Here is a 21,787-nt window from a genome sequence, read left to right as displayed (position 1 = left end):
AAATCCTATTATAGGAGGGAGAGTAATTAAATTGCAAAAACTAAAATTATACGGCTTTAATAATTTGACTAAAAGCCTAAGTTTTTGTATCTATGATATTTGTTATGCAAATACTAATAATTCAAGAAATAGCTATATCGCATATATTGATGAACAATATAATGCTATCCGATTGACAAAAATATTAAAAAAAACATGTTCAATTATTGGTGCTAATGTGTTAAATATATTTCATCAAGATTATGAGCCTCAAGGCGCTAGTGTGACTATATTAGTATGTGAAGAACCAATAACTTCAGATACATTAAATATTGAGAAAAAAAATAATAATATTATTTCATCTTCTGTTTTAGCTCATCTAGATAAAAGTCATATTTGCGTTCATACATATCCAGAAAGCCATCCTCAAAGTGGGATTTGTACCTTTAGAGCAGATATTGAAGTTTCAACTTGTGGAATAATATCTCCGCTTAACGCGCTAAATTACCTTATCAATCAACTAGAATCAGATATTGTTACAATTGAATATCGTGTAAGAGGATTCACCCGGGATATAAATGGGATAAAACATTTTATTGATCATAAAATCAATTCTATCCAAAACTTTATGTCTAATAATATTAAATCTATGTATGAAATGCTTGATGTAAATGTACATCAAGAAAACATCTTTCATACTAGAATGTTATTACGAGAATTTCATTTACAAAATTATTTATTTAATACCAGTGTAAAAGATTTATCAAAAAAAGAACGTTCTTATATTGTGAATTTATTATGGAAAGAAATGAGAGAGATATATCATGGTAAAAATATTTCAATTTAGATTTAATATGAAATTAATATAATTTTATGCATATTTGAAATAAAGATTTAATCTAATTCTTTTAGAACAAGAAAAGATTATAGAAATATAATTTCTATAATCTTTTCTTGTTCTAAAAGAATTAGATTAAATTTTATACAACAGTACTTTTTTTTGCATTTAATAAATCTGTTGCCGTACCTTGAAAAATTTCTGAGGCTAAGCAAATTGATTCGCTTAACGTAGGGTGAGCATGGATAGTAAGGGAGAGATCTTCTGCATCACAACCCATTTCAATTGCAAGAGTCACTTCATTGATTAACTCACCAGCATTCTCACCTACTATAGCTCCACCGATCACTTGATTATTTTTTTTATTAAAAATTAATTTTGTCATGCCTACCGTGCAATTCGAAGCATGGGCTCTTCCAGATACATTCCAAGGAATAATTGAAGTTTCGTAATCAATTTTAGATTTAATAGCATCTTTTTCATTCAAACCAACCCAAGCAATTTCAGGATCAGTATAAGCGACTGAAGGAATTACTTTAGGTTCAAAGTAATGATTTTTTCCAGAAATTACCTCTGCAACAATATGTGATTCATGAATAGCTTTATGCGCTAACATAGGAAAACCTGTTACATCACCAATAGCGTAAATATTAGAGATATTAGTTCTTAACTGATTGTTTATTTCAATAAATCCCGATTTATTTAATTTTATGCCAATTTGATCTAATCCTAAATTTTTAGTATTAGGGCTTCTTCCTATCGCTACTAATACGTTATTATAACAAACATTATTTTTTATATTTTCACCAGCCATAGAAACAATCAAACCATCGTCTTTCGCTTCTAAGGATGTAATATGAGTATTTAAAAAAACATTAAATTTTTTGTTAATTGACTTCATATATACTTTGGAAATATCTGAATCAACTGATGGAAGAAAAACATTAAAACGATCTACTATATCAACAATTGAGCCTAATGCACTATAAATTGTTGCCATTTCTAAACCAATAATTCCACCACCTACTATTAAAAAACGATCAGGAATATTTTTTATTTCTAAAGCATCTGAAGAATCCCATATTCTACTATCTTCTATAGGAAATGAAGGTATTTGAATGGAACTAGAACCAGTAGCAATAACAGCATTTTTAAAAGAAATATTAAATTCATTCTTACAATTTTCTACAATAACATTGTGATCACTTTCAAAATAAGCTGTGCCTTCAATAAATCTGATATTTCTTTTTTTACTGAGATTAAATAAACTATGAGTAAGCTTATTAACAATACTTGTTTTCCAAATTTGCACTTTCTTAAGATCAATAGAAGGTTTATTAAAAAAAATACCTACTTCAGATAAATCGTTTGCCTGTTTTATTACTTTTGCTATGTGTAGTAAAGCTTTTGAAGGAATACATCCTACATTTAAGCACACACCACCTAATTTACTATAACGTTCAATTAAAACCGTATCCAAACCTAAATCAGCACATCGAAAAGCTGCAGAATAACCAGCAGGTCCAGATCCTAAAATTAATACTTCTGCTTCAATATTTTGACGCATATAAACCTCTTTAATAATCAATTTTATAAAAAATATTAATTAATATAAAATTACATAACTAAAAAACGTATGTCAGATAATAATTTTTTAAGAAAAGAAATAAAACGAGCTGCTTCCGCTCCATTAATCACTCGATGATCATAAGATAAAGATAAAGGCAATATCAAGGATGGAATAAATTTTATACCGTTCCATATTGGTTTAATAACTGCTTTTGAAATTCCAAGAATTGCAACTTCTGGAGAATTGATGATTGGTGTAAACCAATAACCCCCAATACTTCCTAAATTTGAAATCGTAAAACAACCATCTTTCATATCTAATTTATCTAGCTGATTTTTACGTGCTTTATCGGAAAGTGATATTAATTCGATTGATAAATTCATAATGTTTTTTTTATTAACGTTTTTTAATACTGGAACAAATAAACCATTTTCAACATCTACAGCAACACCAATATTAACGTATTTTTTAAAAAGAATTGTTTTTTTATCTATGGATAAAGAACTATTAAAAATTGGAAATTTTAACAATGCATGTGATACTGCTTTTATAACAAAAACTAATATAGTAACATTTTTATAATTCGTATCTTTTTTATACTCTGTATTATTATAACTTTTTCGAAAATCTTCTAATGCAGTGATATTAACCTCATCAAACTGAGTTACATGAGGTATATTGATCCAATTATTATATAAATTTTTACCAACAGTTCTTTGTAACATATTTATGGGAAATGGCTCTATTTTTAATTTATCTGAATTGTTTAAAAGACTTGTTTTACATAGTTCAACATCGTTTCTTAAAATTCGATTTTTTCGACCAGAACCCGAAACATTATTTAAATTAATCTTTAATTCACGTGCTAATCGTCGTACTGATGGTGTTGCATGAACTACGTCTTTTTCAATATGAATAGTTGATTTTTCAGATTTAGGAATAATATCTGTTTTATTTAAATTTTGAGAATCAATATTACTAGTCTTAAAAATCATTATAATAGAATCAGTAGTTAATTTATCCCCAACTTTTACATTAATCTTTTTTACGATTCCAGATATAGGAGAAGGGATTTCCATAGAAGATTTTTCACCTTCTACAGTGATTAATCCTTGTTCTATTTGTATTTCCTCATTTAATTTAACCAATATTTCTATTACTTCTACTTGATCTAAACCAACATCAGGCATTTTAACTTCAATATGCACTTTATTATACCCCTTAAGCTAAACGTGGATTAATTTTATCTGCATTGATATTAAATTTAATAATTGCATCTTCCATTACCTGTGGTTTTATATTATTTAATTTTACTAATAAACTTAATGCAGCTAATACAATATAATTTGAGCTAACCTCAAAGTGATCACGTAATTTTTCGCGACTATCTGATCGTCCAAAACCATCTGTACCTAACACATAATACTCTTTTGAAGGGATATAATGTCGAACTTGCTCCGCAAATAATTTCATATAATCAGTTGCAGCAACAGTAGGAGATGAATTCATAATCTTTTTTATATAAGCAACTTTTTTTGTTTGATTTGGATGTAACATATTCCATCTTTCACATTCTTCACCATCTCTAGCTAATTCTGTAAAAGAAGTTACACTGTAAATATCAGTAGTTATAGAATAATCATTAGCTAAAATTTCAGCAGCTTCGCATATGCAACGTAAAATAGCTCCAGAACCTATTAATTGTATTTTATATCCAGTAGAATATACTGTTTTTAATTTATAAATTCCCTTGCAAATCCCTTTTTCAACACCTTTTGGCATGGCTGGCATATAATAATTTTCATTAATTGTAGTAATATAATAATATATATTTTCTTGAGTAGGACCGTACATTCTTCTTAATCCATCTTGTATAATTACCGCAACTTCATAAGCAAAAGCAGGGTCATAAGAAATGCAATTAGGAATAGTCAAAGACTGTATATGACTATGACCATCCTCGTGTTGTAAACCTTCTCCATTTAAAGTAGTTCTACCAGATGTTCCACCAATCAAAAAACCTCTTGCTTGCTGATCTCCTGCCGCCCAAAAAAGATCACCAATACGTTGAAAACCAAAAATAGAATAATATATATAAAACGGGATCATAGGAAAATTATTTGTACTATAAGAAGTAGCTGCAGCAAGCCAAGATGATGCAGCTCCTAATTCATTAATTCCTTCTTGTAATATTTGTCCCTTTTTTTCTTCTTTATAATATGCTAATTGTTCACGATCTTGAGGAATATAATTTTGTCCATTAGGACTATAAATCCCAATTTTTCTAAATAAACCTTCCATTCCAAAAGTACGTGCTTCATCAGCAATGATCGGTACAATTAAATTTTTAATAGAATCATTTTTAAAAATTAAATTTAAAACTCGAATGAAAGCAATAGTAGTAGAAATATGTTTAGGCTGCGCTTCTAATAATGATTGAAAATCTATTAAACTTGGAAGGTTTAATTTTTTTGTAAATTTAGATAAACGAAATGGAAGATAACCACCTAATTTTTTTCTTTGATTATGCATATAAAAATATTCTTTAGAATTTTTTTCAAATTTAATATAAGATAATTTTTCAACCTCTTCATTGGATAAAGGAATTTTAAATCGATCTCTAATATATATCATCCCATTGATATTTATTTTTTTTATTTGATGAGCAATATTTTTACCTTCTGCAATCACACCCATACCATAACCCTTTATAGTATGAGCTAAAATAACTGTAGGTTTTTCCTTTGTTTTTTTTGCCTGAATTATTGCATTAAACATTTTTTTAGGATCATGTCCTCCTCGATTTAAATTCCATATTTCTTCATCTGTCATATCTTTAACTAATTCTAATGTTTCTTTATATTTTCCAAAAAAATATTTTCTAACATAAGCTCCATCTTTTGATTTAAATGTTTGATAATCACCATCTACTGTTTCATTCATTAATTGAACTAACTTTCCAGTTTTATCTTTTTTTAATAAATCGTCCCATTTCCCCCCCCATATTACTTTTATTACTTTCCATCCTGCTCCATAAAAAAAACTTTCTAATTCATTTACAATTTTACCGTTTCCTATAACCGGACCATCTAATCTTTGTAAGTTGCAATTTATTATAAAAATTAAATTATCTAATTTCTCTCGAACTGCAATAGAAATAGCTCCTTTAGATTCTGGTTCATCCATTTCCCCGTCACCTAAAAAAGCATATACTGTTTGTCTTGAAGTATTTTTTAACTCGCGATTTTGAAGATATTTTAAAAATTTCGCTTGATAAATAGAAAAAAGAGGGCCTAATCCCATAGATACCGTCGGAAATTGCCAAAAATTAGGCATTAATTTAGGATGCGGATAAGAAGATAAACCTTGACCATCAACTTCTTGTCTGAAATTATCAATTTGTTTTTCAGACAAACGACCTTCTAAAAATGCTCTAGCATAAATACCAGGAGAAATATGGCCTTGAAAATAAACTAAGTCACCTCCATCATAATTACTTCGAGCTCGAAAGAAATGATTAAAACAAACTTCATATATGGTTGCAGATGATTGAAAAGAAGATAAATGACCTCCTAATTCTAAGTTTTTTTTTGATGCACGTAACACCATTATCATAGCATTCCATCGAATAGCAGATCGGATTTTTTTCTCTAAAATTAAATTTCCAGGATATTCTACTTCATCTTCTACATTAATTGTATTGATATAATCGCTTGTAAAAAAATATTTAAAAAAATCTGATTTATTTAATTTAGCTTGCTTTAAAACTTTTTCAATTAAAAACCGAGCTCTTTCCAGACCGTCTGTTTGAATAACAGATTCAATTGATTGCACCCAATCATTAGTTTCAATTGGGTCCACGTCATCATATAAACTTTCTGACATGGTATAAGTTCCTTATATATTATTTTAAATGATAAAATTTAAATAAAATTAAAAACATTATATTTATTTCTACTTTAAAATATAATTTTTATTTTTTATACAATAATTAATTTTTTATTTCCAAAAAAAATCAATAAAACTAACTATAAAATAATTAATTTTATTGATTTTATTATTTTTATATTTTTTATATAATATATTAGTATAATTTATCTTAATATTTAAAATTATCAAAAACACAATTTTCTTGTTCATTAACTCTTATAAATGTAGTTCTTTTCGTTAATTCTTTTAATTTTTGAGCTCCTACATAAGTACAAGAAGATCTTAGACCCCCTAAAATATCACGCATAGTTATATCAACATTACCTCGAAAAGGTATTTTCACCGTCTTACCTTCCGAAGCACGATACCCTCTGATTTTTCCGGTATAACGCTTCATTGCAGAAGTGGAGCTCATACCATAAAAAAGCATAAATTTTTTTAAATTTTCTTTGATAACTTCTCCTGAACATTCATAGTGACCTGATAACATACCTCCTAACATAACAAAATCTGCTCCCCCCCCAAAAGCTTTTGCTATATCTCCGGAAACGATACAACCCCCGTCACTGATAATGTGTCCATTTAATCCATGTGCAGCATCAGCACACTCTATAATGGCTGAAAGTTGAGGATATCCCACTCCTGTTTTAACTCGTGTAGTACAGACTGAACCCGGTCCAATTCCGACTTTAACTATATCAGCTCCGGATAAGATTAACTCTTCAACCATTTCTCCAGTAACAACATTTCCAGCACAAATAATTTTATTAGGGAAAATATTTCTTATTTTTTTTAAAAAAGAAACAAAATATTCGGAATACCCATTAGCAACATCAATACAAATACACTTTAAACTAGAAGATAATGATAAAATTTTTTGAATTTTTAAAAAATCTAAATCAGATGTTCCAATAGATACAATAATATGTTTTAATACTTTCTCTTCAGATACATTAACAAATTTTTTCCATTCATCTAAAGAATAATATTTATGTATTGCAGTTAAAATGTTAAAATGTGACAAAGATACAGCCATTGAAAATGTTCCAATAGTATCCATATTTGCAGCAATTATAGGAATTCCAGACCATTTGTAGTCAGAATACTTAAAAGTAAAAAAACGAATAAGATCAACTTCAGAACGGCTTTTTAAAGTAGATCTTTTAGGTTTAATCAAAACATCTTTGAAACCTAATTTGATATCTTCTTCAATACGCATAAAATTAATACCCTGTAAATAATATAGATATCTTTTCTTTAATATATAAAATATTTTATATACTTGAATTTTAGTATGAGTTTAAATTAAAATAATCATGACTTATATTGTAGCACTTACTGGAGGCATTGGAAGTGGAAAAACTACTATTTCTAATAGCTTTAAAAAAATAGGTATAAATATTATTGATACTGATGTTATTTCAAAACAAATAATAGAAAAAAATATAGAAGTATTTAATGCTATTAAAAAAAAATTTGGAAATAGCATACTCAATTCAAATCAATCAATAAACCGAAAATTACTTCGGAAATATATTTTTCATGACAAAAAAACTAAATTATGGCTAGAGGATATATTAATTCCTAAAATTTATCAAGAAAGTAAAAAACAAATAAAATTAGTAAATTCAATTTGGTGCTTATGGGTGGTTCCATTACTAGTGGAAAAAAAACTAGATAAAATAGCGCATCGAATTCTTTTGGTTGATACATCTTTAAAAATTCAAATAAAACGTTTAATAAAACGAGATAAAATCAATCTATGTGAAGCAAAAAACATGATTTATCAGCAAACTAGCAGAAATAAAAGAATTGTAATTTCTGACGATGTTATTTTAAATCACAATAAAAATATTGAAACTTTAGATATCTATACTTATTATTTAAATTGTTTTTATACATATTTATTTAATACATATCACCTCAAAAAACAAACAAAAAAACAAATTTTTAAAAAAAATTATTTAACTAAATTATATTAATGGATATCAGTTATTCTTAATATTTTAAATTTTTTATAATAATAAAATTATTAATAAAAAATCGATAAAATTGTAATTGTTCGAAACAAATATAATTATATTTATACTTATTTGAAAAATTTATGCGTTATTTCATATATATAAAAATATAATTTAATTTCTTTGATAAAATTTTTATATATTAAAAAATTTAAATTTAATATTTTAATGCCTATTATGAAAATAATTCTTATTTTTATATAGATCTTTATCAGATAAATATCTTTATTTGCTTTAAATTTGTTATTTATCAACTCCCCAAATATTTGTTATATTAGTTTCTGAGCATTTAAGAATATATACTTTTTTATAGTTATTCTAATTACTATGCTCATGTATTTATAATATAACTTCATAATAACTTTTTAAAAAATCATTATAAAATACCATGACAATATTTATATTTTTTATTAGAACCACAAAAACATAATGTATTTCTACCCATTTTCATCTCATCCAATGTTTTTTTTGAATTATCATTTAATGATTTTTCTGAACTATTTTGAAGATTAAAATATTTTTTAGTATAAGATATATTTAATCGACATAAAAAAGATGTTACTTCGTATTTCAATAATTCTAACATATTAGAAAACATATTAAACGATTCTATTTTATACTCTTGTTTAGGATCTTTTTGCGCGTAACCTCGAAGATGGATTCCTTGTCTCAAATAATTCATAGCTGATAAATGATCTTTCCAGAGATCATCTAATGTTTGCAACATAATAGATTTTTCTATTATTCTCATATTAGAACAACCTATTAAAATTTCCTTGTTTTCATAATTTTTTTTTGCAATGTCAATAATTGATTTTACAATATTATCCATGTTTAGATTATCATTTTCTTTAATTAAATCTGATATTGAGATACATATATTAAATTCAACATTCAACTTTTTTTCTAACTCTAAAATTTTCCAATGTTTTTTTTCAATTTTTATATTAATATATTGTTTAATAATCGTGTGAAATACATCTTCTAAAATATCGTAAATAATATTTTTGATATTTTTTAACTTAATTAATTTATTACGTTGCGAGTAAATTATACGACGTTGTTCATTATATACATCATCATATTCTAATAATTGTTTTCTAATATCAAAATTTCGATTCTCTACTTTTTTCTGAGCATTTTCAATTGCTTTTGTCACCCATTTATGCTCAATAGCTTCATTAGTAGACAACCCTAACTTACGCATCATATTAATAATTTTTTCAGAAATAAAAATTCGCATCAATGAATCTTCCATGGATAAATAAAAACGAGAAGAACCACTATCTCCTTGTCGACCAGATCGACCTCTTAATTGATTATCAATGCGTCTTGATTCATGACGTTCAGTTCCAATAATATGTAACCCTCCGGATGAAACAACTAAATCGTGTTCTTTTTGCCATTGTTCTTTAATTATTTGACTGTTTTTTAAAGACGTTTTTTCATTTAACTGAGCATCTAAACTTCCACCTAAAACTATATCAGTACCTCTTCCTGCCATATTAGTAGCAATAGTAACTGATTTAAGTTTTCCAGCTTGAGCTATAATTTCAGCTTCTCTTGCATGAAATTTCGCATTTAAAACACTATGTTTTATGTTTAATTCTTTTAATTTTTTTGAAATAATTTCTGATTTTTCAATCGATACTGTTCCTACTAAAACAGGTCGATTATTCTGAATACAATGTTGAATATCTTTTAAAATAGCATGTATTTTTTCTTTTTCAGTCATATAAACTAAATCAGGCATATCTTTTCTTATCATTGGTTTATTCGTAGGGATAACAATTGTATCTAAATTATAAATAGAACTAAATTCAAATGCTTCAGTTTCCGCGGTCCCTGTCATACCAGAAATTTTTTTATATAAACGAAAATAATTTTGAAACGTAATCGATGCTAAAGTTTGATTTTCATTCTGTATAGCAACTGCTTCCTTCGCTTCTATTGCTTGATGCAATCCATCTGACCATCTTCTTCCAGGCATAGTTCTACCTGTGTGTTCATCTACAATAATTACATTATTATTTTTTACAAGATAATCTACATCTCGAATAAATAATGTATGAGCACGTAAAGCCGATATAATATGATGCATTAATATAATATTATTAGAAGAATATAAAGATTCGTTTTTTTTCATTAATTTTTTATTAATTAATAATTTTTCAATTTTAATCAATCCTCTTTCAGTTAAATGAATTTGTTTTGATTTTTCATCAATTGAAAAATGACCTTGTCCTTGGAAATCATCAGAATCTTCTTTTTTTTGAACCATTAATAATGGTACTATTTGATTAATCTCTTTGTATAAAAAAGAACTATCTTCTGAAGGACCGGAGATAATTAATGGCGTTCTTGCTTCATCTATTAAAATAGAATCTACTTCATCTATTAATGCATAATTTAATGTACGTTGAACTCGATCTTTATCAGAAAAAACCATATTATCGCGTAAATAATCAAATCCATATTCATTATTTGTACCGTAAGTAATATCGCAAGAATAAGCATGTTTTTTTTGAATAAAAGACATTTCAGATAAATTTAATCCTACTGACAACCCAAGAAATTCAAATAATGGAGTATTTTTTTTAGCATCTCTTTCTGCTAAATAATCGTTCATTGTGACTATATGGACACCTTTTCCAGATAAAGCATTCAAATACGCGGGAAGAGTAGATGTTAAAGTTTTTCCTTCTCCTGTTCTCATCTCTGCAATACATTGTTTGTTTAAAACTATTCCACCAAGTATTTGAACATCAAAATGACGCATATTAAAAACACGTTTGCTTGCTTCTCTAACAGTCGCAAAAGCCTCTACTAATAAATTATCTAAATTTTCTCCTTTTTGTAAGCGCAATTCAAATAATTTTTTATTTTCTTTCAGTTGTATATCTGAAAATTTTTCAAAAGTTTTTTCTAAACAATTAATTTCAGAAACAATTGTATTATATTTTTTTAAGACACGATTATTATAATTTCCAAAAATTTTCTTTAAAAATTTAATTAACATACTATATTCTCAAATTATATTTTTATTACCAGCGAATAATATTGTACACAATCGATAATAAATAAATGAATTTATTTCGAAATATTTTATTAAATTTTTAATTTATTAATTAAAAATAATCAAGATAAAATTTTTATCCCAAATAAAAATTTTTTATATATAATATTTTTATAACTATTTCAAATACATACTTGCATTTATAAATTTTTAATATTCAAAACCACATTGGTATAGATTCTTGATGATCATGACTTTTTTCTTGAGATATTTTCCCAGTATCATCAATATAAAACATACGAATATTTTTCGGCGGGTGTAATATCAATGGAACTGGGAAATGATACTCAAGATATTTTTGATACACTTTCATTGCACCAGAAGAACCATATAATTTAGCCGATTTATTATTATCTCGTCCTAACCAAGTAACTACCATTTGTTTTCCATCTATTCCTACAAACCAACTATCGACTAAATTATTTGTAGTCCCAGTTTTTCCGGCTAAAGAAAAATTTTTAAAAAGAGCACCTAAAGATTTTGCTGTTCCAGAAGCTATAACTTTTTGCATAGCATAAACTGTAAGATATGCGGCTTCAGAAGAAACTATATTTTCAGAACGTGGTAAATTTTGATATAATATTTTTCCATTATCAGAAACAATAAATCTTACTGAAGATAATGATGATTTAAAACCTTCATTTGAAATTACTTGAAAAGCTTGAGCAATTTCCATAGGTGTTAAATTAATAGATCCCAATGATATTGCGGGAAAAGGTTTTAAATACTTTCTAGGAATACCTAAATGCATCCAATTTTCTATTAATGCACTCAAACCTAAATCAATACTTAAATGAACTATCGGTATATTTATAGAATTAGTTAGAGCTTCCAGCATCGTAACTTGACCAGTAAATTTATGATTGTTATTTTTAGGAATCCAATATTTTCCATTTTCTAATCTAATTGCAACAGGACAATTAGATAAAAAAGTGTTTAAATGATATTTTTTTGGATTGGATAACGCTTTTAAGTAAATTACAGGTTTAGATAAAGAACCGATAGAACGACGTGCTTTCAAAACACGATTATAACCAGAAAGCATCGGATGGGAGCTACCAACAAGAGCATTAATTTCACCATTAGATTTGTCAACTACAACCATCGCAATTTCTAAATCTTGTAGATTTTTTTTCTTATTTAATACTGGAATACTTACTTGAATAGATTTTTCAATAGCACTTTGAGATGAAGGATCCAAAGTAGTAAATATTTTCAAACCCGACAAAATTTTAATTGAATTCATTAATTTTTGTTTTATTTCTGATTTTACAAGTTTCAAAAAATCAGGATGATCTGAAATTATAAATCCTTTTGGATAAATTTTTAAAGGTCTTTTAGATAATTCTTTATAAATCTTTTCTTTAATTAATCCTTGATTATATAAAGTCAATAAAACTAAATTTCTCCTATTTAAAGCCAATTTTGGATTATTCCAAGGATTGTATAAAGAAGCTCCTTTTACCATTCCCACTAATAAAGCATATTGCTCTAAATTTAATTCATCAATTGGTCGCCCAAAATAATAAAGACTTGCAAGTGGAAAACCTCGAATTTGCTCATTACCATCTTGACCTAAGTACACATCATTTAAATATAATTCTAAAATATAATCTTTATTGCAAAACCAATCTAAAATCAATGCCATATACATTTCATTAATTTTTCTCCATATTGAACGAGTATTTGTAAGAAAAAGATTTTTAATTAATTGCTGAGTAATAGTGCTTCCTCCTTGTATTGTTTTACCAGCCATAGCATTAACCATTAAAGCTCTAATAATAGACGATATATTAATTCCATCGTGGGTATAAAAATTTCTATCTTCAACTGCTAGTAATGTTTTAATTAAAATCATGGGATATTTTGATCGAGGCAGAAAAATACGTTTTTCCCCTTTCAAAGAATTGAGTATACTAATTAGCTTAGGATCTAAACGAAAAAAACTAAAATCACGATAATTTTCAATATTTTGAATTTTTACTAAAGAATTAGAATTAAAAGTTAATTTTACATGAAGTTCATTTTCATTAATATCTGGAAAATTAAAAGCACGACGTATAAATTCTATTTGATTATTTTGCACATTGTATTCGCCAGGAAGCATAACTTTATCAACTTTTTTGTACATTATACTTTGTAAAAACATTTCAATTTCTTTTTTAGAAAATAAACTATCTTGTTCTAAATTTATTATTCGACTATATATTGAAGTTGGAAAATTCCATACTTTACCATTAATTAAATGATTTATCTTCATGTATAAAAAAAAACCATAAAAAATTATTAAAATCAATATTAAAATCAAAACTTTTCCTAATGATTTTATTGTTTTTTTATTCATATACATTAAAGACCTTATTAACTAAACACATAGTGTTAAAATAATATTTTACATAAAAATTAAAATACATTTTTAAAATTTATTTTTTACTGAAAATTATTGTATTTTAATAAAATATCTTGATATTCTGGAAAATTAAAACATTCAGGATATTGAACGTATAATAAATACAGGCCTTTAGCTGGAGCAGTAGGACCCGCATAATTGCGATTTTTTTTTTTAATAAATCTTTTATAATATTTTCTTTGTTAATAAAGTTACTTTGAATTAAAGATCCAACAATATTTCGAACCATATGATATAAAAAAGAATTTGCTGTAATATCAATAATAACGCAATTATTTATATGATGAATATTTATTTTTGTTATTTTTCTTTTAGCAGAAAAAGATTGACAACCTAATGCTTGAAAAGAAGAAAAATCATGCTCTCCTAGTAAATGTTGTGCTTCAGAATACATCTTTAAGATATTCAACTCTTTATAGATATGATTTGATTTTGAATATAAAATACTAGAGCGACAAATAGAGTTATATATTATATAACGATAAGTACGTTGAAGGGCGCTATAACGAGCATCAAAATCATCAGGTACTTCTCTAATCCATTTAATTGAAATATTTTTAGATAAATAAGAATTAACTCCGACTGTCCAAGCATGATCGCTTCGAACAGAAGTCGTTTTAAAATGAATAACCTGCCCTATACTATGAACACCAGCATCTGTTCGACCTGCGCAAATTACATTAACTTTATGATTTGCAATTTTCGATAAAGATTGTTCTACCTCTTCCTGAATAGAAATATGATTTTTTTGACGCTGCCAACCATGGTAATTTTCTCCATTATATTCCACACCCAAAGCAACTTTTTTTACTTTTTTATCTATCATACAAAATTTTCCTTATTTCAGAAATAAATAAATAACATCTATAATGAATTACATAACTAAAATTTTATAAAACATATCTAATTAAAGTTTATGTTAAAATTAGTTTTATATACGTTTCTAAAAACATCTGATAACAAATTATCCGTACGAATAAAATATATTACATATAAAAATTTTTATAAATTATTTATAATATACTTATTCTTCTAAAAAAGAATATTTTTTAAAATCTTAATATTAAAATTTTAGCAGGAAAAAACTATGGAAAAAGAAAATCAAAAAAAAAAATCTTCTTTAAACGTTCTTTCAATTGCTGGGTTAAAACCTTATCAAAAAAAAATAAACGAAGAATATATGAATGAAAATCAAATATTGCATTTTAAAAAAATTCTAGAAACATGGAAAAATCAACTTCAATTTGAAGTTAATCATACTCTGCTTTATATACAAGATAAATCGACTAATTTTCCAGACCCAATCGATCGAGCAACACAAGAAGAAGAATTTAGTTTAGAGTTACGGAATCGAGATAGAAGTCGAAAATTAATAAAAAAAATTGAATTAACTTTAAAGAAAATAAAAAATAATGAATTTGGTTATTGTAATTCATGTGGAATTGAAATTGGAATACGTCGTTTAGAAGCTAGACCAACTGCAAGTTTATGTATTGATTGTAAAACATTAGCAGAGATTAGGGAAAAACAAATGTCTGGATAAAATCTAGATTAGGATATTCGATTGATATATTAAATTATCTCGAGTATCCTTTTAATCAATTTAAATCAACTATAAAAAATAGGATGAATATGGAAAACATTAACATTTCTACTCTTCAAAACTGGAAAAATGAAAAAATTAAATTTGCTGCGATTACAGCTTATGATTTTAGCTTTGCTAAATTATTCGCTAAGCAAGGTATACCAGTTATACTTGTTGGAGATTCTTTAGGTATGACAATTCAAGGGCATAATTCTACAATACCTGTAACAATTCAAAATATCGAATATCACACAAAAGCAGTAAGAAAAGGTGCCCCACATATTTTTTTAATATCTGATTTACCATTTATGTCTTATTGTCAAATTAATCAAGCGCTGAAAAACACCGCTAAAATTATTCAATCTGGCGCAAATATGATTAAAATAGAAGGCGGAAAAAATTTAATTAATATTATTAAAGAGTTGTCAAATCAGTCCATATTAATATGTGGACATATCGGATTAACCCCGCAATATACAAATTATTTAAGTGGGTATAAAATTCAAGGAAAAACAGAAAAAGATGCGAATAAAATAGTAGAAGAAGCTTTATCTCTTGAAGATGCTGGAGTTAAAATGTTGGTATTAGAGTGTATTCCTGCAAAATTGTCTAGAATAATCACGCAAAGATTATCCATTCCAGTAATTGGAATAGGAGCTGGACGTTACACTGATGGTCAAATACTAGTTATGCAGGATTTACTAGGTATCACTGAAGGAAAAAATCTAAAATTTGTTAAAAATTTTCTTTTTTACAATGGTGGAAGCATTCAAAATGCAATTAAAGCATATATAAATGAAGTAAAACAAGGTATTTTCCCCTCTGATAAACATAGTTTTTAAAAATTTTCAGTATTATCAAAAACCCATAAAATAAAACTATTATGCATATAATAAAAACAACAGATACTTTATTTAAAAGAATTCAATTTTTTAAAAATAAACAAAAAATATTAGGATTAGTTCCGACCATGGGTAATTTACATGAAGGTCATATAAAATTAATCTTACTTGCTCAAAAATATGTAGATATTATTATTGTCAGTCTTTTTATTAATCCAATGCAATTTAATAATGAATTAGATTTTAAAAAATATCCTAAAACTTTTTACAAAGATTGTGAAATTTTAAAAAAATTAAAAATAGATATTTTGTTTGCACCTAAAATATCTGAAATGTATCCTAATGGTGCAAAAATGAATACATATATCCAAGTGCCTAAATTATCTGAAATCATTGAAGGAAAATCACGACCTGGTCATTTTACAGGGGTCACAACAATAGTTGGAAAATTATTTAATTTAATACAACCTAATTTTTCATTTTTTGGAGAAAAAGATTATCAACAATTATTAATTATAAAAACTTTTGTCAAAGAATTAAATTATTCAGTTAAAATTATTAGTTTACCTACAGTTCGATTGAAAAACGGATTAGCTTTTAGTTCAAGAAATAGAAATTTAAAAAATCAAGAACTACAAAAAGCTCCCTTTTTATATCAAGTTATCAAACAAACAATAAATAAAATTATACAAAATAACGGAAAAAATCTACATAAAATTATTAATTTTTCCAAAATCTCCTTAATAAAAAAAGGATTTTTAATTGATATATTTGACGTTTATAATGCTAAAACATTAGATAATTTTTCTAAAGAACAAAAAAAAAATATTCTTCTTGCATCTGTGTGGTTAGGTAAAACACGTTTAATTGATAATAAAAAATTCATATTATGAAATTGAAAATATATTTTTTATTTTTTTTTAAATACTACTTTCCCGATATATGGAAGATAGCGATAACATTGTGCATAATCTATGCCATAACCAACTATAAACTCATCAGGTATAGAAAAACCTACGAAATCAATGTTAATTTTTACTTCGCGACATTCAGGTTTATCTAACAGTGTGCAAATTGACAAAGATTTTGGATTTCTTAATTTTAGAATACCTAATACTTTGCTCAAAGTTTTTCCGGAATCAATAATATCTTCGACAATTAAGACATTTTTATTATAAATATCTTCATCTAAATCTTTTATAATTTTTACATCTCCACTAGATATAATTCCACGCCCATAACTGGAAGTTGTCATAAAATCTATTTCATGATCAATTTTAATACTGCGACATAAATCTGCTATAAAGACAAAAGAACCACGCAATAAAGCAATTAATATCATTTTATTTTTACTATTCCTATATTTTGTAGTAATTTCTTGCCCTAACTCACGTACACGAACATTTAGTTCTTTTTCAGAAAAAATAACTTTAATAATATGTTTCATAATATTAACTAAGATTTAATGGAAATTATAATTTAATTATACTAAAAATTATCTAATTGATCTTGATCAAAAATAAAAAGTATTTATTATAAATGAAATTTTATAGGAAATTAAAAATTAAAATATATATTTGTTGCATCATTATAATAACAATCATCATGATATTATAAAAAATTAAAATGTTTAAAAAAATGCATTAATAAGTTATATAATTACTTTAATCTTTCGATATTCAATATAATAAAATATAAAAAATATAATTAAAATAATTCTGTTATTTTTAATTATTATATAAATATAGAAATTTTTAATAAAAATGATTTTTTTTGAATCATTTTTAAAAAATAAGCTGAATTTATGATGAAATTAATCATACATAAGTTATACTAGTAATAAAAAAAATTTAAATATGTTTTCCATTACAAATCTAATTCTTATTAAACTATAATTCTTATTAAACTACCTAAATAAAATTAATTACATTATTTAAGCTATTTAATTGATTTTACCTATCAAGGTGTTACATAAGAAATATTACTATCTATTTACAACCTTTTCACAATAGAATAACTATTCTAGTTTGCTAGAAATAAACTCATATACAATATAGGAGTAATACATCTTTAATAAAAAAAAATAATTATAAATAATATAAGTTTTTATGAAATAAATTTGAGGATTCATAAAATATGAAAATATTAAAGTTTGGCGGAACTTCATTAGCTAACGCAGAAAAATTTCTATGTGTAGCTGATATTATAGAGAACAATAAAAATAATGAACAAGTTGCTATTGTTCTTTCGGCTCCAGCTCAAATCACTAATTATTTAGTTAGTATTGTCGAAAAGAACACTAATATTAATCAAATGTTAGAACAAATTGATCTTGCAGAAAATATATTTATTGAAATAATTAAAAAAATAAAAAAAATACAATCTTACTTTTTGTATGAAGAAACAAAAAAAATAATTACGATAGAATTTAATAAATTAAAAAAAATTGCAGATAGTATTAAATTATTTGAAAAATGCCCTGAAAATATACAAGCAATTATCATGTCTCGTGGAGAAATACTTTCAATTTGGATTATGCAAAACATATTAAGATCTAGAAATTATAAAATTACTATAATCAATCCTATTGACAATATTTTATCTATCGGAGGTTTTTTAAGTTCTACAGTTGATATAAACGAATCTAAAAAACGAATTAGTAGCCTAAACATAAATAAAAATCATATTATTTTAATGGCAGGTTTTATTGCAGGAAATAAAAAAAATGAATTAGTACTATTAGGTCGTAATGGATCAGACTATTCAGCTGCAATATTAGCTTGTTGTTTAGATGCTAAATTATGCGAAATCTGGACAGATGTAGATGGTGTTTTTACATCAGATCCAAAAAAAATATCCAATGCTTTTTTATTAAAATCCATATCTTATGACGAAGCTATGGAATTATCTTATTTTGGAGCTAAGGTATTACATCCAAGAACCATTGAACCTCTTAAACAATTTAATATACCATGTATTATTAAAAACACTGCTAATCTTAAAAGTAATGGTACATTAATTTACTCTCAACATGATTGCAATCAAAACATTATAAAAGGTATAACTAACTTAGATAATATTGTAATGTTTACAGTATCTGGTAATTTAATAAAACAAAAAAATAATATTCTTTTTAAAATGTTAAGTTTGTTGCAAAAAGAAAATATTCACGTTATTTTAATTACCAAATCATCATCCAAAAATAATTTTAGCTTTTGTACGTTAGCAAAAGAAAAGCAAAAAATTCTTTATATAATAAATAAATCATTTAAATTAGAATCAAAAGAAGAATTATCGAATAATATTCATATAATTAATAATTTATCTATATTATCTATAATTGGATTAAACATTTTTAAAAAACATGATCTTGCATCAAAGATTTTTTCTTCTTTAGGAGATTGTAAAATTAATGTTATCGCAATTTCACAAGGCTCTTCAAAACATTCTATATCAATAGTCATTGAAACAAAAAATATTTTAAAAAGCATGAAAATTGTACATGATGCATTATTTTGCAATAAAAGATTTATAAATGTTTTTTTAATTGGAATAGGTGGAGTTGGAAAGGCATTAATAAAACAAATATTTAAACAAAAAATTTTTTTACAAAACAAAAATATAGAAATTAAAATTCGCACCATTTCAAATTCTAAAAAAATATTATTTTTAAATGATTCAATTAATTTAGAAAACTGGGAAAAATTTTTTCAACAATCAAAAACAAAATTTAATCTTGAAGTATTGAGTAACTTATTAGAAAATAATTCTTTTTCAAATTCCGTGATCATTGATTGCACTTCTGATGAAATTTTATCCAAACAATACATTAACTTTATTTCTCAAGGATTTCATGTTATTGCGTCAAACAAAAAAGCTAATACTAATTCATTAAAATATTATAATAATATTAGAACTGAAGCACTCAAAGAAAATAAAAAATTTTTATATGAAACTAACGTTGGAGCAGGCCTACCTGTTATACAAACATTACAAAATTTATTTAATACAGGTGACAGTTTAATTTGCTTTAAAGGTATATTATCTGGTTCTTTATCTTTTATATTTGGAAAACTAGAAGAAAATATTTTATTATCAGATGCAACTAAACAAGCTAAAGATTTAGGTTTTACCGAACCAAACCCATTTGATGACCTATCAGGGATAGATGTTGCTAGAAAATTGTTAATTTTAGCTCGTGAAATTGGATATCACATCGAATTAAAAGACATTGAAATTGAACCTATATTACCGAAATATTTTCAACAATATAAAAATGCTAAAGAATTTTTGTATAAATTAAAAGAAATAGATACTGTTTTTATGGAAAGAGTTAAAATAGCAAAAAGTATAGGAAAAGTATTACGTTTTGTTGGGACCATAGAAAAAGGAGGAAAATGTTCAGTCAAAATTGAAGAAATCAATAGTCAAAATCCATTATATAAAGTGAAAAATGGAGAAAACGCACTGACATTTTATACAAATTATTATCAACCAATTCCTCTTGTATTAAGAGGCTATGGTGCTGGTAACGATGTTACTGCTTCTGGAGTATTTTCCGACCTACTACGTATAATATTATAAATGTCAGTGTGGAGTAACAGTAATGATTAAAATTTACGCACCAGCTTCTATTGGTAATGTTGGAGTTGGATTTGATATTTTAGGTGCAGCTATTAAACCAATCAACGGTGATTTACTAGGTGATTGTGTAACAATAAAATTGTCAGAGAATTTTCAATTAGTTAACAAAGGAATATTTTCTAATCAATTACCTATACATAACGAGCAAAATATTGTTTGGAAATGTTGGTCTAAATTTTGTAAAATAATTAAAAAAAATATATCAGTTTCTATAGTCTTGGAAAAAAATTTACCAATTGGATCAGGACTGGGATCTAGCGCTTGTTCTATAGTTTCTACTTTAGTTGCAATTAATGAAATTTTCAATAACCCACTAAATCAGAAAGAACTATTATTACTTATGGGTGAAGTAGAAGGAGAAATATCAGGTAGTGTTCATTATGATAATGTTGCCCCATCTTATCTTGGCGGTCTACAATTAATCTTAGAAGACTATAATATAGTTAGTCAAAAAATACCAAATTTTAAAACTTGGTTTTGGATAATAGCTTGGCCAGGAATAAAATTATCTACTGCAGAAGCAAGAAAAGTTTTACCTAAAAAATATACACAAGATATTTGTATTAAAAATAGTCGTTATTTAGCTAGTTTTATTCATGCATCATATACTCAACAATCTGATTTAGCCGCAAAATGTATGAAAGAATTTATAGCAGAACCATATCGTATTAAACTACTACCTAATTTTTTGGAAAATAAAGAAAAAATCAAAAAATTAGGAGCAATAAGCTGCGGAATATCTGGTTCAGGACCAACTATTTTTGCAGTTTCAGATAATATTAAAATTGCAAAAAAAATATCCTTATGGTTGACAAAAAACTATTTACAGAACAAAACGGGATTTGTTCACATTTGCTATATAGATACAAAAGGTGTTCGAAAAATAGGATAA

14 protein-coding genes and 1 pseudogene are annotated in these 21,787 nt (G+C 25.7%); 7 read left to right on the top strand and 8 right to left on the bottom strand.

Features of this window, described 5'->3' with window-relative positions:
* Positions 1-25 precede the first annotated feature (25 nt).
* On the top strand, positions 26-826 hold the full coding sequence (gene speD, locus RJT32_RS01050) for an adenosylmethionine decarboxylase (protein ID WP_343154523.1): 801 nt from the start codon (positions 26-28) through the stop codon (positions 824-826).
* Positions 827-959: 133 nt separating this feature from the next.
* Here speD and lpdA read toward each other — a convergent pair whose 3' ends face one another.
* The 4 genes from lpdA to RJT32_RS01030 all read right to left on the bottom strand — a co-directional run bounded on the left by lpdA (position 960) and on the right by RJT32_RS01030 (position 7,536).
* A complete protein-coding gene (gene lpdA, locus RJT32_RS01045; protein ID WP_343154436.1) occupies positions 960-2,384 on the bottom strand; it encodes a dihydrolipoyl dehydrogenase in 1,425 nt (474 codons plus the stop codon).
* Positions 2,385-2,434: 50 nt separating this feature from the next.
* Positions 2,435-3,595 carry a 2-oxo acid dehydrogenase subunit E2 gene (locus RJT32_RS01040; protein ID WP_343154435.1) on the bottom strand — a complete coding sequence of 387 codons (1,161 nt, stop codon included), beginning with the start codon at positions 3,593-3,595 and terminating at the stop codon, positions 2,435-2,437.
* A 13-nt stretch (positions 3,596-3,608) separates the two neighbouring features.
* On the bottom strand, positions 3,609-6,272 hold the full coding sequence (gene aceE, locus RJT32_RS01035) for a pyruvate dehydrogenase (acetyl-transferring), homodimeric type (RefSeq protein WP_343154434.1): 2,664 nt from the start codon (positions 6,270-6,272) through the stop codon (positions 3,609-3,611).
* A 214-nt stretch (positions 6,273-6,486) separates the two neighbouring features.
* Positions 6,487-7,536, bottom strand: a complete 1,050-nt coding sequence (locus tag RJT32_RS01030; RefSeq protein WP_343154433.1) for a GMP reductase — start codon at positions 7,534-7,536, stop codon at positions 6,487-6,489.
* 97 nt (positions 7,537-7,633) lie between these two features.
* On the opposite strand from RJT32_RS01030, the gene coaE reads away from it, so the two are divergent.
* Positions 7,634-8,299 carry a dephospho-CoA kinase gene (gene coaE / locus RJT32_RS01025; protein WP_343154432.1) on the top strand — a complete coding sequence of 222 codons (666 nt, stop codon included), beginning with the start codon at positions 7,634-7,636 and terminating at the stop codon, positions 8,297-8,299.
* Positions 8,300-8,714: 415 nt separating this feature from the next.
* On the opposite strand, the gene secA is transcribed toward coaE, so the two are convergent.
* The 3 genes and pseudogenes from secA to truA form a co-directional block, all read right to left on the bottom strand.
* Positions 8,715-11,357 carry a preprotein translocase subunit SecA gene (gene secA, locus RJT32_RS01020; RefSeq protein ID WP_343154431.1) on the bottom strand — a complete coding sequence of 881 codons (2,643 nt, stop codon included), beginning with the start codon at positions 11,355-11,357 and terminating at the stop codon, positions 8,715-8,717.
* Positions 11,358-11,571: 214 nt separating this feature from the next.
* Positions 11,572-13,758: a penicillin-binding protein 1B gene (gene mrcB, locus RJT32_RS01015; RefSeq protein WP_343154430.1), complete on the bottom strand. Its 2,187-nt coding sequence runs from the start codon at positions 13,756-13,758 to the stop codon at positions 11,572-11,574.
* Positions 13,759-13,844: 86 nt separating this feature from the next.
* Positions 13,845-14,650, bottom strand: a pseudogene (truA, locus tag RJT32_RS01010) (tRNA pseudouridine(38-40) synthase TruA).
* 261 nt (positions 14,651-14,911) lie between these two features.
* Here truA and dksA point away from each other — a divergent pair.
* From dksA to panC, 3 genes are all read left to right on the top strand, one after another.
* The gene (dksA, locus tag RJT32_RS01005) at positions 14,912-15,367 is read left to right on the top strand and encodes an RNA polymerase-binding protein DksA (RefSeq protein ID WP_343154429.1); all 456 of its coding nucleotides are present in this window, start codon (positions 14,912-14,914) and stop codon (positions 15,365-15,367) included.
* 89 nt (positions 15,368-15,456) lie between these two features.
* On the top strand, positions 15,457-16,251 hold the full coding sequence (gene panB, locus RJT32_RS01000) for a 3-methyl-2-oxobutanoate hydroxymethyltransferase (RefSeq protein WP_343154428.1): 795 nt from the start codon (positions 15,457-15,459) through the stop codon (positions 16,249-16,251).
* Positions 16,252-16,292: 41 nt separating this feature from the next.
* On the top strand, positions 16,293-17,144 hold the full coding sequence (gene panC / locus RJT32_RS00995; RefSeq protein ID WP_343154427.1) for a pantoate--beta-alanine ligase: 852 nt from the start codon (positions 16,293-16,295) through the stop codon (positions 17,142-17,144).
* Positions 17,145-17,161: 17 nt separating this feature from the next.
* Here panC and hpt read toward each other — a convergent pair whose 3' ends face one another.
* Complete coding sequence (hpt, locus tag RJT32_RS00990) at positions 17,162-17,698, bottom strand: hypoxanthine phosphoribosyltransferase (RefSeq protein ID WP_343154426.1); 537 nt, start codon at positions 17,696-17,698, stop codon at positions 17,162-17,164.
* 689 nt (positions 17,699-18,387) lie between these two features.
* Between hpt and thrA the strand changes: the two genes are divergently transcribed.
* Complete coding sequence (thrA, locus tag RJT32_RS00985; protein WP_343154425.1) at positions 18,388-20,835, top strand: bifunctional aspartate kinase/homoserine dehydrogenase I; 2,448 nt, start codon at positions 18,388-18,390, stop codon at positions 20,833-20,835.
* Between the two features lie 22 nt (positions 20,836-20,857).
* Positions 20,858-21,787 carry a homoserine kinase gene (gene thrB, locus RJT32_RS00980; protein WP_343154424.1) on the top strand — a complete coding sequence of 310 codons (930 nt, stop codon included), beginning with the start codon at positions 20,858-20,860 and terminating at the stop codon, positions 21,785-21,787.

This window comes from Buchnera aphidicola (Aphis aurantii) (genome assembly GCF_039388985.1).
In the GTDB taxonomy this organism is placed as follows: domain Bacteria; phylum Pseudomonadota; class Gammaproteobacteria; order Enterobacterales; family Enterobacteriaceae; genus Buchnera; species Buchnera aphidicola_BL.
This window is presented reverse-complemented; position numbering and strand designations above follow the sequence as displayed.

Coding starts and splice junctions, on each gene's coding strand:
- secA (WP_343154431.1), bottom strand. CDS start 11,357: ATGTTAATTAAATTTTTAAAGAAAATTTTTGGAAATTATAATAATCGT.
- lpdA (WP_343154436.1), bottom strand. CDS start 2,384: ATGCGTCAAAATATTGAAGCAGAAGTATTAATTTTAGGATCTGGACCT.
- panB (WP_343154428.1), top strand. CDS start 15,457: ATGGAAAACATTAACATTTCTACTCTTCAAAACTGGAAAAATGAAAAA.
- panC (WP_343154427.1), top strand. CDS start 16,293: ATGCATATAATAAAAACAACAGATACTTTATTTAAAAGAATTCAATTT.
- mrcB (WP_343154430.1), bottom strand. CDS start 13,758: ATGAATAAAAAAACAATAAAATCATTAGGAAAAGTTTTGATTTTAATA.
- thrB (WP_343154424.1), top strand. CDS start 20,858: ATGATTAAAATTTACGCACCAGCTTCTATTGGTAATGTTGGAGTTGGA.
- dksA (WP_343154429.1), top strand. CDS start 14,912: ATGGAAAAAGAAAATCAAAAAAAAAAATCTTCTTTAAACGTTCTTTCA.
- hpt (WP_343154426.1), bottom strand. CDS start 17,698: ATGAAACATATTATTAAAGTTATTTTTTCTGAAAAAGAACTAAATGTT.
- RJT32_RS01030 (WP_343154433.1), bottom strand. CDS start 7,536: ATGCGTATTGAAGAAGATATCAAATTAGGTTTCAAAGATGTTTTGATT.
- coaE (WP_343154432.1), top strand. CDS start 7,634: ATGACTTATATTGTAGCACTTACTGGAGGCATTGGAAGTGGAAAAACT.
- aceE (WP_343154434.1), bottom strand. CDS start 6,272: ATGTCAGAAAGTTTATATGATGACGTGGACCCAATTGAAACTAATGAT.
- thrA (WP_343154425.1), top strand. CDS start 18,388: ATGAAAATATTAAAGTTTGGCGGAACTTCATTAGCTAACGCAGAAAAA.